Raw genomic sequence first — 17,542 nt, forward strand, 5'->3', positions numbered from 1 at the left:
TTGCCCTAAATTTGTGTTCAAAAATAATAAAATATTTTATTTAATAAAGTAAAATACGAAAAGGTTTACATAAAATTTTATTTTCGCTTACTTAATAGTATTGTTAACGGGGTAATGTACATCTAAAATTTTAGACTTCAAAATTATTAAATCATACATTTAACATATTTACGTAATTATTATAATATTGGTTTTTTTTATCTAAAACCCTGTTAATAGTGCCGTTTTATTAGCACTACTAACAGCGTTATTAAAATAGCCCTTTTAGTAAATAATGACTTTCTGTGTTTTATTTTGTAAACCGTTTTCTAATTGTACGATATAAATTCCAGCATTTAAATTACTTACATCGATGGTTTGCAATCTAGTTGTATCTAATAAAGTAGTCTGAACTAACCTTCCTTGTATATCATATAGCTTTGCTGTTGTAGATTCTAACAATTGGCCAGCTATGACGATTGTCTTAGCGCTTTTATTGCTATAGATGTTGAGATGATCTAAATCAGGATTAAGGGTAGAAAGCGTATTTTCAGTAAAACGAAGATAAAAACGCCCAGTGCCATTTAGGTCTGTATTTGGTGTTAGTATATAATCGCCAGTATTTAGTAAGGTTGAAGTATTAGCAACTGTATCGTCTAAATAAACCTCTACTGAACTCGGTAAATTACTTTCGCTAATGCTGAATGTCAATTGTTCGCTTTGGTTTGCATTTACTCCTAAAGGAATTGTAACATCAATATAGTCCGTTTTACTAAGCGCTTGAACTGCAAATGGAACGCCTGTATTATCTTGCACCAAATGTGAATAAAGAGCAAATGATGGCGCAGCTCCACCCAATAGACTTGCATCATATCCTGGGTCTAAGCCCTGACTAGAGTTTTCGGTAAAGAAAATATCGGTTATAAAATTATCAGTTGTGTTGCTTAGATTTAATTTTAAGTTAGAAATTACAGAAGCATTTCTTCCAGCAATAAAATCATCTCCACCTGCAGCCAAACGCATATCTGGGCTAGTGGTAGTAAACTGAATATTTCCACCTATCGTATTAGAAGCCACAAAAAAGGCTTGACCCGGTGCAATATTCAAGTCCGTATTTAGCAAAGCGCTTATAATCGTATAATCTCCAGCAGAAGTACCGTCAGTACTATCATTGTATCCATATATAACTGCAGCGCTAGGATCTAGTAAGGCAAAGTTCTGCGATAAAAATAGTTGTGCGTTTAAATACGATGGAAAAGGATTTCCTATTAAGTTCAATTTACTTGCAGAACCTTGATCTATAGCTATTTCTACTAAGCTTGAATTTACAATACCCTCAAAAGTGACGAGATTACTTGCTTCACCTTCTGTAATACCAGAACGGTAGCCTTTACCAGCGACTAATAGTGTTGTGTCAGTTTCGTCCCAAAGCTCAAATGGGTCCGTACTACTATCATTATCAAAACCACCAAATAAGACTTCAGGGCCAGTAGGATTTGCTCTAATATTAGGATTATTAGCTATAAAAATATCAAAAGCCTGTCCAGATACCGGTGCGCTGATTAAATCGTTACCATTTATTGGGTCATTACTGTTTACGTAGCGGTTATATGCAGTTGTTCCTGTCCCTGTGACGGTGCCTTGAGCAATGAAACTTGAATATTCGTCAGAATCAGATTCTAAAGTTAAATTTCCATTATTATTTAAGTTTCCTGATGCTTCAAGACTTCCGGTTTTTTCAACAATAACATCAGTACTAGATTCAATTGTAAAATGAGAGACTTGAACAGAAGAAGTTATTAATGGCTTATTGGTTTGGTCGGTAATAACAACATCAGTCATACTTGCAGGAACTGACCCTTCATCCCAGTTTCCAACATTGTTCCAAGAGCTATCAGAATTACCAGTCCAAAAATATAAATTGGTTTTTGATCTTGGTGAGTTAGTACTACTTTGAGTCCAGTTGTTTTCTATGGCACCACTATCAGAACTATTTCTATTGTATATGAAGCCGTCACTCCAATTCCATGGACTTTGTCCACTACCATTATCATTAAATTGATCGATGACACCATTACTTGTATGGAATACATCACAACCGTCGTCACCTCCATTAAAGAAAAACTGACTGCCAGTAGCATCAGCTGCATCACTATATTCACTTGCGTAGTTAGCTGCATCTTGAGAAACAATAATATAACCGCCAGGAACTAGTGAACCACTAAGAGTTACTTGTTGTGTAGAATTACCTGGATTTGAATTGAAATACCTAGCTTCAATGTTGTCAAGATTAATCACTTTATTACTACGGTTATATATTTCCATATAACCATTATCGTTTGATGAATTAAAGTCAGCATCATCACCAGAAACTTCCGTAATAATTAAGTCTCCCGCAATTGCTTCTTCAGGAGTAGGAAGGTCACTAGACAAAATTGTTAAATCGAATGTGTTGTTCAATCCAACTGCAGCATTATCTCCTCCAGCTACATTTTGAATTTCAAAAGTCAAGGTTTCATCACCTTCAAGGAGAGCATCATCAGTAATAGTAACGGTGACCGTTACATTTGTAGCAGAACCTCCAGGAAACGATTCAGATTGTGTTGTATAACTATCAATATCAGCAGCATCACCAGAGGTTAAAACCACATCAAATGTAGTTGCAGCAGCATCTTCATTAGTGATTTCTATAATTAAATCATAAGTGCCAACATCTTCTGAGACAGTAGTAGATGTCGTACTAAATTGTACTGATGTTTCAGATGCGCCTTCATTTACCATAAATTCGGAAACACTATACCCTTGACCACCTCCGTTTTCAGAGAACTCAAAACCAACTTCTAAATTAGTTGCTCCCGACACATCCAGTCCAATAATAGAATAATTTACTGGATCTCCATCACTTGAAAAAATAGGAGTTTCAACTCTAGAGCCACCATCCAAAATATAGAAGTAAGTAAAAGTATTTTCATTTGCATCGATATTAATACCAGTAGCAGAAATATCAATAGTAGATGTGTCAGATACGTCAATGATTTGACTTGTAAAAATACCCTGTCCACCCCAATCATCAGCTAATAATTCACCTGAAACAACTTCAAAAATATTATCTGTGCCATCAGTGGAAAGAGTAGAATTATATGATAGAGACCATGAATTTGGAGCCGTTCCAAAAGGGCCTGCTGAAGCTGGAGCACTAGCAGGAGGTGAAGAGGTTGTATGCGCTGGGAATCCATCACCATCATTTGAAAAGTCTGCATCATATAAAAGTCCAGGAATTACAGGTGCATCATTAGCTAAAATTGTTAAATCGAATGTGTTATTTGTTCCGACCATAGCACTATTTCCTCCAGCAACATTTTGAATTTCAAAGCTAAAAACTTCATTAGATTCTTGAATAGCATCATCAGTTACAGTAATTGTAACGGTTATATTTGTAGTAGAACTTCCTGGGAAGCTTTCAGATTGTGTTGTATAAGAATCAATATCTGCAGCATCTCCAGAAGTTAACACGACATCAAACGTTGTAGCTGCAGCGTCTTCGTTAGCAATTTCTATGACTAAATCATATGTTCCTACATCTTCTGCAACAGAAGTAGAAGTACCAGTAAACTGTACTGTTGTGACAGGATCAGTTGTAAAGCTTTCACTTAATTCATCTAATTGATAACACGTACCTACTGTATTGTATTCATAAAAGGCAAGATGGTAGGTTGTGTTTGGTGTTAAACCTGAGACAGGAACACTAAGATTAGCGCCACCAATACCAGGATTTGATGTGCCATCATTACCATTAAAAACCACAAAATTACCAGTTCCTATTTCACTTGCTCCAATACCACCAAAGATGCTGTTTGCAGTGTAAGTTGTTCCGCTAGTAGGATCTGTATCAACTGCAGAGCCTTCTTTCATAACGACTAAAATATCGTTACCTCCACCTCTTGTAATATCTAATATGGCATCTGTTGTATTAACAGTACTCACCATAAAGCTAGAAGCTTGAAATGGTGCTGTACAGCTTGCACCAGAAGTATAAGTAACCTCAAAACTATCTACATATATTCTATTTGAACTAGAGCTATTTCTTTGGTAAAACTCAACTTCAGAAGTTGCTGAGATACCGCTAATAGTATAAGTAGAGCTTGCACTTAAATTCGTGGCAGTGCCTCCATCTACTGTGTAGCCAGCAGGACCGGTTGTGCCAGAAGCATTAACTGTGATATCAGTTATGGTTACACCATTACTAGCGTAAATAATAATTGATCCTCCTTTGGTAGCATTTTGGTATAATCGTAATTGACTACTAAAGATACCTGGATTTGAAGTTCCAGAGTTTTTGAAACTACCAAAGCCAATATTACTATCAAGAGCAATACCAGGTGATGGTTCATCTAATCCAGAAACAGCTCCTCCGTTTGAGAAGTCATATGTTACTGTAGTCTGGCCAAATCCAAAACTGATACAAGCGAGGACTATTAATAACGTGTAAATTTTTTTCATAAAAAGAATTAATTAAATTAAATCGCAACTTTTAAAAAATAGATAAGATGTTTAAAAGGAAATATCTTACAAATTTAAACTTATGGTCGCTATAGTATATTTGTTTATCGTTATTGAACAAAAAATAAGGTTAAGTCTGTAAGAATTGGGGGCTGCAAATATAGTGAAACTTGGTTTTTATACTTTACTTAGATATTAACAATGTGTTAATATTAAGTCTTTGAGGCTAATTCTGTAGAATTTGTGGGTTTTGTTTAAGCCTTCATAGAATATAGAAATCAACAAATTTTAAACAAAAAAGCGCATCCTAATGGATGCGCTTTTATGATCATAATTTAACTAAGAAACTTATCTAATAATCACTTTATGTGATTTTTGGTTTGTACCATCAGTTAATGTCACTACATAAACACCTCCTTGAAGATCCGTAGCATCGATTTCGTTTAATAAATTAACGCTTTCCAATTCTGTACTATAAACTAAACGTCCTTGAATATCATGGATTTTAGCCGTAGTACCATCATTGATGATACCTTGAATAAATATGGATCTAGACGACTTGGTCGTATAGATTTTAATACTATTAAAATCCTCATCGTTTACGGATAACGCCGTATCTGTTACACGCAAATAGAAACGACCTGTACCAGTTAAATTGGTAGTTGGTGTGATAACATAATCAGCTGTATTTAATAATGTTGATGTGTTATTCAGCGTATCATCTAAATAGACTTCTACAGTACTTGGCAATGCAAATTCTGAAATGGTAAACGTCAATTGTTCACCAGAACTGGCGTGGACACCTAACGGAATTACAACATCCATCATATCCGCAGTATTCAAGGATTGTAAAGCCATTGGGAAATTTAAACCTGCAGTATCTTGCACTATATGAGAATAAAGTGCAAAACTCGGTATTTCATCGCCCCAAATTTTACCATCGAATCCATGATCGAGATCTTGGCTTGAATCTTCATTAAAATAGAATTGTGTGGTGTAATTCTTAGTTGAAGTATTTGCGTTAAGCTTAAAATATGTCAACGTGTTAGCACTACGACCAGCAATGAAATCATCTCCCGTACCAGTTGTTATTGCAGCCTCATCAAACCTGATATCATATGCGGCTGAATTAACCGGATCTACAGCAATAAGGAATCCTTGACCAGGAGCCATTGATTCTCCAAAAGCATTGGCTATGGTAATGATTTTCCAACCATCTTCTGCGTTACCGTCATACCCATAGATACCAGTACCAGTAGCCAATAGGTCAATATTAAATAGACCAGAGCCTGTACCAACTTCTGTATTAAATAGGAATTCATAAACATCTACATAAGAAGGGAATGGGTTACCTATAAGGTTCCAATCTTGATGCGCAGGACCAGAAAAACTAATAGGAATATCAACAGGTGATGCCGGTACAGTACCAGTAAAGGCTAATGTTGTACCAGTACCAACAGCAGGATCTGTAGCAGCTCTATAACCAGTTCCACTAGTTAAGTTGTTGGCTGTTGCGTCAGTAAAGTTCTCATAAGCGCCGAGAGTTTTATTGAATGGTGCAAAAGCATAAGTTGTAGGACCTGTCTGTCCATTATCCAATAAGTCAGTGGCATTGGTTCCAGAGTTTAAGAAGTTAGACCAAGTTTGACCAGAGAGCGGTGCCGAAATAAGATCATTGCCACCGCTATTGGCATTCACAAAACGTTCATACCTAATGGTTCCTGTTATGGTACCATTAGCGATTAAACTAGAATAACTATCTGAAACAGACTCTAATGTTAAATCGCTCACTACCGTTAAGGTAACTCCAGAATCAACGGTGATACTGGCACCAGAATTTACGGTAACTGAATTGATTGATGTACTCGATACTATGCTAGCATCGCCAGATTCAATAACAATATTATCGTTCACTGTTGAATTCCCGTTAGGATCGCTTGGCGACCATGTGCCATTATACGTAAAAGTAATAGCTGGAGTGGAGGCACTAGCCGTAGGAACTGTCGCATCTGTTTTAAAATCTATTATACTACCAGAGTTTGAATACGGGTAAATTTTAAATTCATATAAAGTACTGGATTCTAACCCTGTTACTGTATAAGATTGAACACCAGATCCTTCTTTAAATTCAAATTCGTCATCTGACCAATCGGTGTCATTTGAAGGATCTGTACCATCCACTGGTTCATAGAATACGCCTGCTCCAGTTTTACCAACAATCAAAAATCCGTTAGCGGGTTCTGTTCCATCATTATCATTCCATGTTAATGTAATTTGAGAATCTGAATCAGCTACTGCTGTAAAGTCTAAAACATGGTTTGTTGGTTCTGGTAAGGCATTAACCGTTAATTGTCCTGAAACATAATTAGTGCCATCCCAAAAGTTTCCATCTGTACTTCCTGGATTTATACCACCATAAGCAAAATCACCGCCATCTACTGTGAAACGACTGACGTAGAAGTAGTTTCCAACAGGTAATCCAGAGCCAATTTCAGCTTGGTACTCATCATTGTTACCTGAATCTGTATTGTAAGTAGCAGGTATCCAGGTCCAACCTGTTGCAAAATCTGCGGTCGTTATAGCATCCGTAGTGTTATAACCAATCCAAGCACTGATGTTAGCGCCCTGACCAGCGGCTTCGGTTCTCCCTGCTTCAAATATTTGTGCATAGACATCAAAGTCACGTCCTACATTTATAGTACCACTACTTGGGGACTGTAAATTACAGAAATCAACTAGATTTGGTGTACTTGCGTTGATAAACAATGTGCCTGTTGAACTCGTATCATTTGTTGTAGCACCAAAGTTAGTTGCTCCGAAAGTAATATTAAACGCTCCTGCCGCAATATAATAAGTTCCTGCAGGCAGCCCTAATTCAGTTAGAGAGCTTAGGATACCAGCACCACCGTCATCATCATTCCCTATTAAATTTCCAAAATTATCATAAAGTCCAATTTCCGTATCTATACCACCAGTAGAATTTTGGGTATCTACTGTTATTTTAGTACAGTTACCGTCATAAATCAATTCTGCCCATACTACACCGTCTGTGACAGATGCATAAGCACCACTGTAACTATCAGAATCTCCACATCCGTTTACATTAAGTGTAGCGACCGTAGTTGGAATAGAAGCAGAGTTAACTGTCAGTTTTCCTGATACGGCAGTTGTGCCATCCCAGAAATTACCACCATCACTACCTGGGTTAATACCACCATAGGCGAAAGCACCACTATTATATGAAAAACGACTTACATAATAATATTCGCCAGGTGCAAAAGCAGCACCGAAGGTTGCTTGATACTCATCATTGTTATCTTTATCCGTGTTATATGTGGCAGGTACCCATGTCCAACCAGAAGTGAAATCTGCAACTGAATTCGCATTAGTATCGCTATATCCAATCCAAGCTTCAATATTGCCACCTTGTCCGGCAGGTTCAGTTACACCTTCTTGGTATATTTCAGCAAAAGCTGTAAAAGATCCTCCTTCTGTGATAATACCGTTGTTTGGGAACTGCAAGTTACAGTAATCGACGGTATCGTTGCTAGGCGTACTCACATCAAAATCGTCTACTATGAGGTGAGCTGATTGGTTATCATTTAAAATTCTTATAGTAAGATTAGAACTTGTATCATTTAAGGTTTGTGTGAATTGTGTATATGTATCACCTGTATATACCTGAGTAGTTTGCGTGGTATAATTAGTGCCATCTGTTGACGTTTGCAACTCAAATGTACCTGTATCAGGGGCATTTAAAGCTCTGTACCAAAAAGTAACAACACCAGCTCCTGAGAGTGCAGGTGTGGTTAAACTTGCATTTGATATAGTAGCATTTATTCTTGCAGCGGAAGCTCCGGTACGAGAATTACCTGGATCCTCCTCAAATACGGCAACAGATGTCCATGTACCACTGGTTAGGGTTTGGGTTCCTGTGTGGTAACCTGGCTCTATCAGGCCAGAATCAAAGTTTTCAGTGATTTGACCAAAACCAAAGTTTCCAATTAATAGGAGTACTAAAAATGTGTAAAAATGTTTCATAAAATAATGAGTTATAGTTAAGTCACAACGTTTGCAATAAGCAGGATAGTATATAAAAAAATATGAAAAAACCTACATTTATTAACACATCGTCGCTAAAAATCGTGCTTGAGGGTTGTCAAATATAATAAAAGTTCATAATTAAACTACAATTATTTTTTAACAAATCTTTTATCGTATTAAATAATTGTGAATCATCCATTTAATGGAATACGTCATAAACAGTTTTTTTTTGAGTGGTTTATAGTTTTTTTTAGAAATTTAGGCTGAATAATAATTGTTAAAATACTGAACAAATGATTGGAGTACATAGGTGTTCCGCGTAACTGTTTTTTTATGTGTAAAATGGTCATTAGGCATGCTGAATTTCTTAGGAGCTATGCTGCGTTGCGATGCTCAATTAAAAAAACGATGCTATAATTTCAGTACTCAGATTATTCCAAGACTATGTAATTTAACCTACTCTTGCAATTCAAAAGTGATTGTACATGTATAGCATCATTATTTAGGGGGCTAAATTAATCAAATTAAGGACGTAGTGAATAGAAAATAAAAATTTTTGAAAAGAAAAAAGCGCACCTAAAATAAGATGCGCATCATTATTATAATTAAAAATTCAGAGTCTATCTAATAATAACTTTTTGGGTTCTATTGATGGCCGCATTGTTCTGCAATTCAACAACGTAAATACCAGCGGTAAGACTAGAAACATCAATACGCTGCTCTAAGTTTTTAGAATTTATTGATTGAGAAATTACAAGTCTCCCTTGAATATCATACAAGTTAAGCTTGGTTTGGCTTTCTAACTGGCCTTTTACAATTATAGTTTTTGTAGGCACATCAGTAGATATTTCTATACTATTTTTGGTCTCATCATTCAGCCCTAAAGTTTCATTTGAAAAATGTATGTAAAAACGACCAGTGTCATTTAACGTGGTCGTTGGCGTAAATGTGTAATCGCTTTCCAATAAATTAGTAAAGGTATTAGTTGTGTTGTCTTCTAAGATCACAGTGGTGCCATCTGGAATGTTCATTTCTGAAATGCTTATTACCGCCTGTTCACCTTGCGCTATATTTATTCCTAACGGAATAGTCACATTGTTTAGGTCTGAATAGCTTACCGATTGTACGGCAAAATCTTTTCCTAAGTTGTCTTCAACCAAGTGTGAGTAGATAGCAAAGCTTGGCGTGTTGGCTTCAAACATTTCCGCATCATAACCTGCATCCATATTTAGGGAGGCATTGTCATTAAAATATAAATCGGTCTGGTACAGTTCTTCTCCTTTAGCAACTTGAAGATACACGTGTGCTAAATCTTGGTTAGCGGATCTTCCCGAGATAAAATCATCAGCTGTACCCTTTGTGCGCATGTCAGGATTGAAATCGATGGTTCCGCCTCCATCTTTTGAAATTACGAAGAAACCTTGACCTGGTGCAATTTTGGCATTTGGATTAGCATCAGAATACGCTTGATTCCATATTCTAAAACCAGACAGCACATTTCCGACATAACCATAAACTCCAGAATTGCTTGGGCTAAATTGAGTGCTATTGGCGGTTAAAAACGTTGATAATTTCAAATAGGATGGATAAGGGTTTCCAATTAAGTTGGCTCTGCTGGCGGCTCCTACGGTAATTGGAACAGCAAGTGACCCTGTTATGACATCTCCAACAAATTCAAAGGTTGATCCTGATGGTGCAGTTGAAGCTGTTCTATACCCAATACCAGGTTCTATAACAGTTGTTTCATCTGATGCCGGATGATTTATATATTCGTTTGTAGTGTTATCAAAAGGACCAAATAAAAATGAAGGTACACCATCTATAGTTCCAGAAGGTATGTCTGTATTCGTGGTTCTAAAGGCAAGGTAGGTTTGACTCGCATCGGTCACAGGAGCAGAAATTAAATCATTATTACCTGTGGAAGAACCAGTTCCAGAATTTTGGTTAACATGACGATTATAAGTCACTTTCGTATTTATAGTACCACCAACGATTAAACTCGAATAACTGTTGCTGATTGAGTTCATTTCTAAGCTACCTTTAGCGAGTACATCTGCATTTGTAGTAATAGACTCGCCAAAACCAATATCAATTGTGGATCCATTATAAGAAATAAGATTATTTATTTCAACATCACCAGAAACATCGTAAGTTCCATCAACAACCAAAGCATCTAATGCCCCTGTGGTCAAATCTGGTTCTATATTATCTTTCCAGCCATCAGCATTCGTATAAATTAAACCATTAAACTCGCTTAATAATCTAAAGTTATCAAAACCAGAGTAACCATCAGCTAAGTTATTTCTTAGTCTTAGTTGTAGTCCAACTGTAGCATTTCCATCAGGGATTGAAATTTCAACTCTACCTTGATCATCGCTGATTGCACCATTACCATCAAAAACGGTTTGCCAACCACCTGTTCCAGCTGCACTACCATCATAAACAAGACGGTACTGAATATCATTTGCGTTATTAACATAACCAACAACTTGCCAGTCAAATTCTATCTTAATATTCGTATATGAGGTTACATCTACATCTGCGAAAGTTATTGTGGCAAAAGGATTGGCAGAATCGTTTAAATCATTCTCGCCAAGAATTTCGTCAGAAAAGAAAGAACTGTTAATAGGGAATGCATCCGTTAATGCTATTTCACCAAAATACCCTAAAGTATCGCCCCAATCTAAAACAGTTCCAAAGAAAGGAGTATCACTTGTGTAAGTCCAATCTATGGCTGTATCAAAATCTTGCTCTACGATACTAATGAGTGGTCCGTTGATACTAAATGTTGTACTTGTGCCCGATAAAGATGGGGAGACTGACGATGCAACAAGGCTCCTGTTTATTTCTTGACCAGTAAATACTATTTTATCTAAAATAGCTTGGCCATTTAACATGTTATAAGTTTCGCCAACTATACTACTAGATCCAGATATGGTTGCGACATCTATTCCAGCAATATCGGCATCCAAATCTAGATTAAAATTATCGTCAACAGCAGAAATCGTTGGGTATGGCACCATAACCTCTCCCTGATTACTGTCAGTTGGTTGTTGGTTGAATTGAAACTGACTAGCCGTGACTTCAATTCGGTTATCATCATCATTAATTGAAGTTTCAGCACCACCAGCGTCAGTAGCTGCAAAAAGTGAGCTGCTTGTGGCCGGGGTTGTAACATTATTAATCGTTAATTGGATTTGTTCGTTATCTGTTACCGTGGAATTAAAAGTAGCATAAATTACAAATTGACGTGTTGTGTTATCACCAGCAAGTAAATTTAATCCATTAAATGTCGTGAAATCTGAAACACTGGTAACTTCAGCTACAAAATCAAAAACTCCTAAATCAAATATAGCTAAAGCAGCGATATTTTCACTATTAACAACTTCAAACTCAATAGAAGTTAAGTTAGTGCCATCAGTGTCAGCATCTGGCGTAGATGCTCCACCATCTCTTATGGTAAAAGCGCCTAAGGGAACAGAATTAGTAAAATTGAGTCCGGAAGGTGCATTATATGCCATATAATCAATGTTTTCTTGAACTGGAGCTAATGGGAAATCAGATGCTATAATGTCAGATTCAGTACTATTTGTAGACGTTGTAGTTACAGTACCAATCATTCTAATTCCAGGATTTGGAACTGCTGCAGAAAGCGACCAACCTGCTTGTCCGAAGACTCTAAAATTACCGTTATTGGCAAGAGAACCCCATGCGTATACTCTAAATGTAATGGTGCCAGAAACGCCGGAATTAATGCCAAGCCCTGAAAAACTAAAGGGTTCAGTTATGTTTGCTGAAATCGTTTGAGGACCTGATAAATCAATACCAGCAGTAGCAAAACCATCCAAGCTGTAAAATATTTGCCAGTTTTCAGGGCCATTAGGGTTGCGTCTTAGGCGAATGTCTAATTCATCAACGGCAACTTCAAAAGCTGTGTTCGCAGATACAGACCACTCAATATAGTCATTAGTCGCTTGCGCACCAGCCAAATCACCACCAATTGTGAAGTTGTTGGATGAAAATGAATTTAAGTTTGCTGCATTTGCCAAATTCAAGCCAGATCCCCTTGTAAGGCCGGTTGAAGACATATTAGCGACGTTGTCCGTCAATGTTGGTCCTGAACCATTTTCACGATCAATAGTGGCAATAGTTTGGCTGTATCCTAGTGCAAATAAGGATAACATTACATAAAACAAGTAAGCTTTTCTCATAATTTTTTATCTTTAAAAAATGTCGTATTTATTTGATATTCAATTGCTTTTTTCAATAAATTGCAACTTAGCAAAGGTAATAAAATTTGCGAATAAAAAAAGTTTTTTCTTACACGTTTCCTAGATAAACAGTATATTATTGAGGCTTTTTTCTTATGGTAAAAACAATCTAATCAAAGTTAACTCAATTAATGTACGTAAAATTTGCATTTGTGGTTTTTTTCTTGATCTTTCAAGATTAAGATATCATCATCTTAAGGTTGTAATTGAGTCTGTAAATTAATAATTGGCAGCTGATTAATTTGATTTCTTCTTTTACGCTTTTTAATTAATCTATTTATATTTGCCGCAATTTGAGTTTACAATAAATGTTAACATTCGATGGTTTTTATATAATATGTGCCATTGTGCTATTAATTTTTTATAATCATATATTTTATGAATATCCCAATGGCTAAGTGTAAGTAATTAAGTATTTTTGCGCCGTTTATCTCTAATTGCTGTACTTCTTAATATTTGATATATCAGCTTTTATTTGATTTAGTGACGGTATGTACTATAGTGGAAATTTAAGAATGCATAGCAATTGAAGTTCAGTAAACGACATCTGGCCAAAACGATTACCTGGCGTATTGTAGGCACATTAGATACTTTTTTGTTATCCTGGCTCATTTCAGATAACATTAAGTTTGGTTCGCAAATAGCTATCATGGAATTGATTACTAAGATGATTCTGTATTATTTGCATGAACGCGTTTGGTTTAAATCTAAAATAAAATCGTCCAATAAGCGTCATGTGCTAAAGACATTTTCTTGGCGAGCAGTCGGGACGATAGATACCTTTGTATTAGGATGGATTGTTACCGGTAATCCTTTGACGGGTTTGAAAATTGGTGGAGCTGAGGTTCCTACAAAAATGCTGTTGTATTTTGGTCACGAAAAATTATGGTATCATATTGATTTTGGTTTAGATAAAAGAATTGAAAGAAAACGATTAAACGCACAGAAAAAAGCTGAAGAATTATGAGCTTAAATACGGTTAGGCATGATTATAAGGTCACCAAATCAGATCGAGAGAAATTACATGGGCATCGCTCTCTGCTAATGTGGTTTACAGGTTTGTCAGGTTCTGGTAAATCTACTTTAGCGAATTTGGTCGAAGAGGCCCTTCATAAAATGCGTATTTCAACATTTAGCTTAGATGGTGATAATATTAGACAAGGCATTAATAAAGATCTGAGTTTTGCTCCAGAAGACCGTACCGAAAACATCAGGAGGATTGCAGAAATCAGTAATTTGATGGTCGATGCTGGCGTGGTAACCTTAGCAGCTTTTGTGTCTCCGTATATAAAAGATAGAGATAATATTAGACATATCGTAGGTGAGGAAAATTTCGTCGAAATCTATATCAATACCTCTTTAGAGGAATGTGAACGTAGAGACGTAAAAGGTTTGTATAAGAAGGCAAGAGCCGGTGAAATTAAAAACATGACAGGTGTTTCAGCACCTTATGAGGCGCCTGTGAATCCGGATCTAGAAATCGTAACAGACCATCAATCGATAGAAACATCGGTTCAAACTATTTTAGACTTTATTATTCAAAAATTAAAATAAAACACATGAGTAATTACGTAATTAATCACTTAAAAGAATTAGAATCGGAAGCTATTTTTGTGATTCGAGAGATTGCAGCGCAATTTGAAAATCCTGTGCTGCTTTTTTCAGGTGGAAAAGATTCAATTTTACTAACACACTTAGCTAAAAAAGCGTTCTTTCCTGCAAAAATACCGTTTCCTTTAATCCATATCGACACAGGCCATAATTTTCCTGAAACCATTGCTTTTAGAGATGAATTGGTAGAAAAATTAGGTGTGAAACTTATTGTTGGTTCTGTTCAAGAAGCTATTGATAAAGGAAGGGCGAAAGAAGAAACGGGAGCTGATGCGTCTCGTAATTCACTCCAGATAGTTTCGTTGTTAGATACACTTGAAGACTATAAAGTTGATGCTGCGATGGGAGGCGCAAGACGAGATGAAGAAAAAGCGCGTGCAAAAGAACGTTTCTTTTCCCATCGTGATGAATTTGGACAATGGGATCCAAAAAATCAGAGACCAGAATTGTGGAACCTTTTTAATGGTCGTAAAAATTACGGAGAACATTTTAGAGTGTTTCCTATTTCCAATTGGACGGAAATGGATGTTTGGGAATACATCAAACTAGAAAATATTGATTTGCCGTCCCTTTATTTCTCTCATCAACGTGACTGCGTGGTTAGGGATGGTGTGATTTTGGCAAATTCAGAATTCATTAAATTGAAGGAAAATGAAGAGGTCGTAAATATGACGATTCGTTACCGTACTTGTGGTGATATGCCCATTACAGGTGCTGTTGAATCTGAAGCCGATGATTTAAATAAAATTATAGAAGAAATCGCTACAACAAGAACTACAGAACGTGGAGGTAGAGCAGATGATAAGCGCGCTGAAACGGCCATGGAAGATCGGAAAAAACAAGGTTACTTTTAAATTTTAGCATTATCCCCTTGAGGGGACTTTAGGGGTGTTTTTCTATTGTAATGCCTCACAGTAATATGAAAACAATAAACCACTAACAATATTCAAAAGAGAATGGATTATCAAGATATAGAATTATTACGTTTTACAACCGCAGGAAGTGTAGATGATGGCAAAAGCACATTAATAGGGCGTTTATTATATGATAGTAAATCAATTTTTCAAGACCAACTCGATGCTGTTGAAGCATCGAGCAAAAATAAAGGTTTTGATTATGTTGATTTATCATTACTTACCGATGGCCTAAAATCTGAGCGCGAGCAAGGTATTACTATAGATGTGGCTTATCGGTACTTCGCAACGCCAAAGCGTAAATTTATAATTGCGGATACACCAGGACATATACAATATACACGTAATATGGTCACCGGTGCGTCCACTGCTAATTTGGCCATTATACTGATCGATGCAAGAAAAGGTATGTTAGAGCAAACTCATCGTCATGCTTTTATCGCTTCATTATTGCGCATACCACATGCCATTGTCTGTGTTAATAAGATGGATTTAGTGGATTATAGTGAAGACGTCTACAATGAAATTGTTTCAGACTTTAATGCCTTTTCTTCTAAGTTAGGGATTAACGATATACAATTTATTCCTATTTCGGCATTAAATGGCGACAACGTAGTTAATCGTTCTAAAAATATGGATTGGTACCAAGGCAGTACGCTGATGTATCATTTGGAAACGGTACATATATCGAGCGATCATAATTTGGTAGACTGTCGTTTTCCTATTCAATCTGTAATTCGTCCACATACTTTAGATAATCAAGATTATAGAGGTTTTGCAGGCCGAATAGATGGTGGTGTATTTAAACCTGGAGATAAAGTAAAATCATTGCCTTCAGGGTTTGTTTCTACCATTAAAACTATTGAGCTTAATGGTGAACAGATTGCAGAGGCATTTGCTCCTATGTCTGTAACCATGACGCTGGAAGATGAAATAGATAACAGTCGTGGCGATATGATTGTGCGCGAAAACAATGTGCCAATGGTGAGTCAAGATTTGGAAGTTTTAGTGACGTGGATGAGCACTAATCCAATTCATGCCCGAACAAAAGTAGTGATTAAGCATACGACCAATGAGACCGTTGGAATGGTAAAAGAATTGAAATATAAAATAGACATCAATACGTTGCATAGGATTGAAGGTATTGATAAGGTAGAAATGAATGATATTGCACGTTTGTCCATTAGAACGGCAAAACCAATATTTTTCGATGCCTATAAAAAAAATCGCCAAACCGGAAGCGTTATCATCATTGATGAGCAAACCAATGAAACCATTGGAGCTGGGATGATTATATAACAACTCAGTTTGTAGTGGAGTATTGTCCCCTTGAGGGGACTTTAGGGGTGTTTTTCATTCAAGCTAATTGTATGTTTACTTTTTAATATATGAACAAAAATTTAAAAATAGCAATAACCGCAGCCTTAGAAGCAGGAAAAGAGATTCTAGACATATATCATTCCGATGATTTTGAAGTGGAATTAAAAGGCGATAATTCCCCATTGACCAAAGCAGATTTAGCATCGCATGTTGTGATCATGTCACATTTAAAAACGACAAATATTCCTGTGCTTTCTGAGGAAGGTAAATCCATACCCTACAAAGATAGAAAAGATTGGAACCAATTATGGATCGTAGATCCAATAGATGGCACCAAAGAATTTATTAAGCGTAACGGAGAGTTTACGGTTAACATTGCACTAATTGAAAATCAGAAAACCGTCATAGGCGTTATTTTTGTGCCAGTCTCAGGAGCGCTTTATTTTTCAACCGATGAAATAGGTGCCTATAAAGTTGTAGTGAACCTTAAAGATTACAACGTTGATGCCTTATTTAATGACGCCAGTAAATTGCCGCTAGAAAGAGAGGATAATACATTCACAGTTGTGGCGAGCCGTTCACACATGTCTCCAGAAACAGAAACTTATGTTAGCGACATGCGCCAGAAGCATGGCGACGTAAATTTGATATCTAAAGGCAGTTCCTTAAAACTATGTATGGTGGCCGAAGGCCAAGCGGATTGTTACCCAAGATTTGCACCAACCATGGAGTGGGATACTGCTGCGGGTCAAGCCATTTGTGAACATGCAGGTTTTGAAGTTATAGATTGGAGTACAAAAGAACGTATGTTATATAATAGGGAAGAATTGTTGAATAACTGGTTTTTGGTAAAGTCATCCTAATATTTAATACCAAATAGATCCATTTAATTCTACTACTTTA

At 36.4% G+C, this 17,542-nt stretch carries 8 protein-coding genes; 5 read left to right on the top strand and 3 right to left on the bottom strand.

The window, feature by feature from the left end; all coding sequences use genetic code 11:
• Window positions 1-264: 264 nt before the first annotated feature.
• From HM987_RS02485 to HM987_RS02495, 3 genes are all read right to left on the bottom strand, one after another.
• Complete coding sequence (locus HM987_RS02485; RefSeq protein WP_179004909.1) at window positions 265-4,479, bottom strand: Calx-beta domain-containing protein; 4,215 nt, start codon at window positions 4,477-4,479, stop codon at window positions 265-267.
• A gap of 348 nt (window positions 4,480-4,827) precedes the next feature.
• Entirely contained in the window at window positions 4,828-8,520 is a 3,693-nt protein-coding gene (locus HM987_RS02490) for a T9SS type A sorting domain-containing protein (protein ID WP_179004911.1), read from the bottom strand.
• A gap of 623 nt (window positions 8,521-9,143) precedes the next feature.
• Window positions 9,144-12,734 carry a T9SS type A sorting domain-containing protein gene (locus HM987_RS02495; RefSeq protein WP_179004913.1) on the bottom strand — a complete coding sequence of 1,197 codons (3,591 nt, stop codon included), beginning with the start codon at window positions 12,732-12,734 and terminating at the stop codon, window positions 9,144-9,146.
• Window positions 12,735-13,320: 586 nt separating this feature from the next.
• Between HM987_RS02495 and HM987_RS02500 the strand changes: the two genes are divergently transcribed.
• From HM987_RS02500 to cysQ, 5 genes are all read left to right on the top strand, one after another.
• Window positions 13,321-13,761 (top strand): DUF2061 domain-containing protein, encoded by a 441-nt coding sequence (locus HM987_RS02500; protein WP_179004915.1) that lies wholly within the window; start codon window positions 13,321-13,323, stop codon window positions 13,759-13,761.
• On the top strand, window positions 13,758-14,348 hold the full coding sequence (cysC, locus tag HM987_RS02505) for an adenylyl-sulfate kinase (RefSeq protein ID WP_179004917.1): 591 nt from the start codon (window positions 13,758-13,760) through the stop codon (window positions 14,346-14,348). Before HM987_RS02500 ends, cysC begins: the two co-directional genes overlap by 4 nt.
• Before the next feature lie 5 nt (window positions 14,349-14,353).
• Entirely contained in the window at window positions 14,354-15,259 is a 906-nt protein-coding gene (cysD, locus tag HM987_RS02510; protein ID WP_179004918.1) for a sulfate adenylyltransferase subunit CysD, read from the top strand.
• A gap of 102 nt (window positions 15,260-15,361) precedes the next feature.
• Window positions 15,362-16,618: a sulfate adenylyltransferase subunit 1 gene (locus HM987_RS02515; RefSeq protein WP_179004919.1), complete on the top strand. Its 1,257-nt coding sequence runs from the start codon at window positions 15,362-15,364 to the stop codon at window positions 16,616-16,618.
• 89 nt (window positions 16,619-16,707) lie between these two features.
• Window positions 16,708-17,502 (top strand): 3'(2'),5'-bisphosphate nucleotidase CysQ, encoded by a 795-nt coding sequence (gene cysQ / locus HM987_RS02520; protein WP_179004920.1) that lies wholly within the window; start codon window positions 16,708-16,710, stop codon window positions 17,500-17,502.
• Window positions 17,503-17,542: the final 40 nt, after the last annotated feature.

Origin of the sequence: Winogradskyella forsetii, from assembly GCF_013394595.1 — a bacterium.
Taxonomy (GTDB): Bacteria; Bacteroidota; Bacteroidia; order Flavobacteriales; family Flavobacteriaceae; genus Winogradskyella; species Winogradskyella forsetii.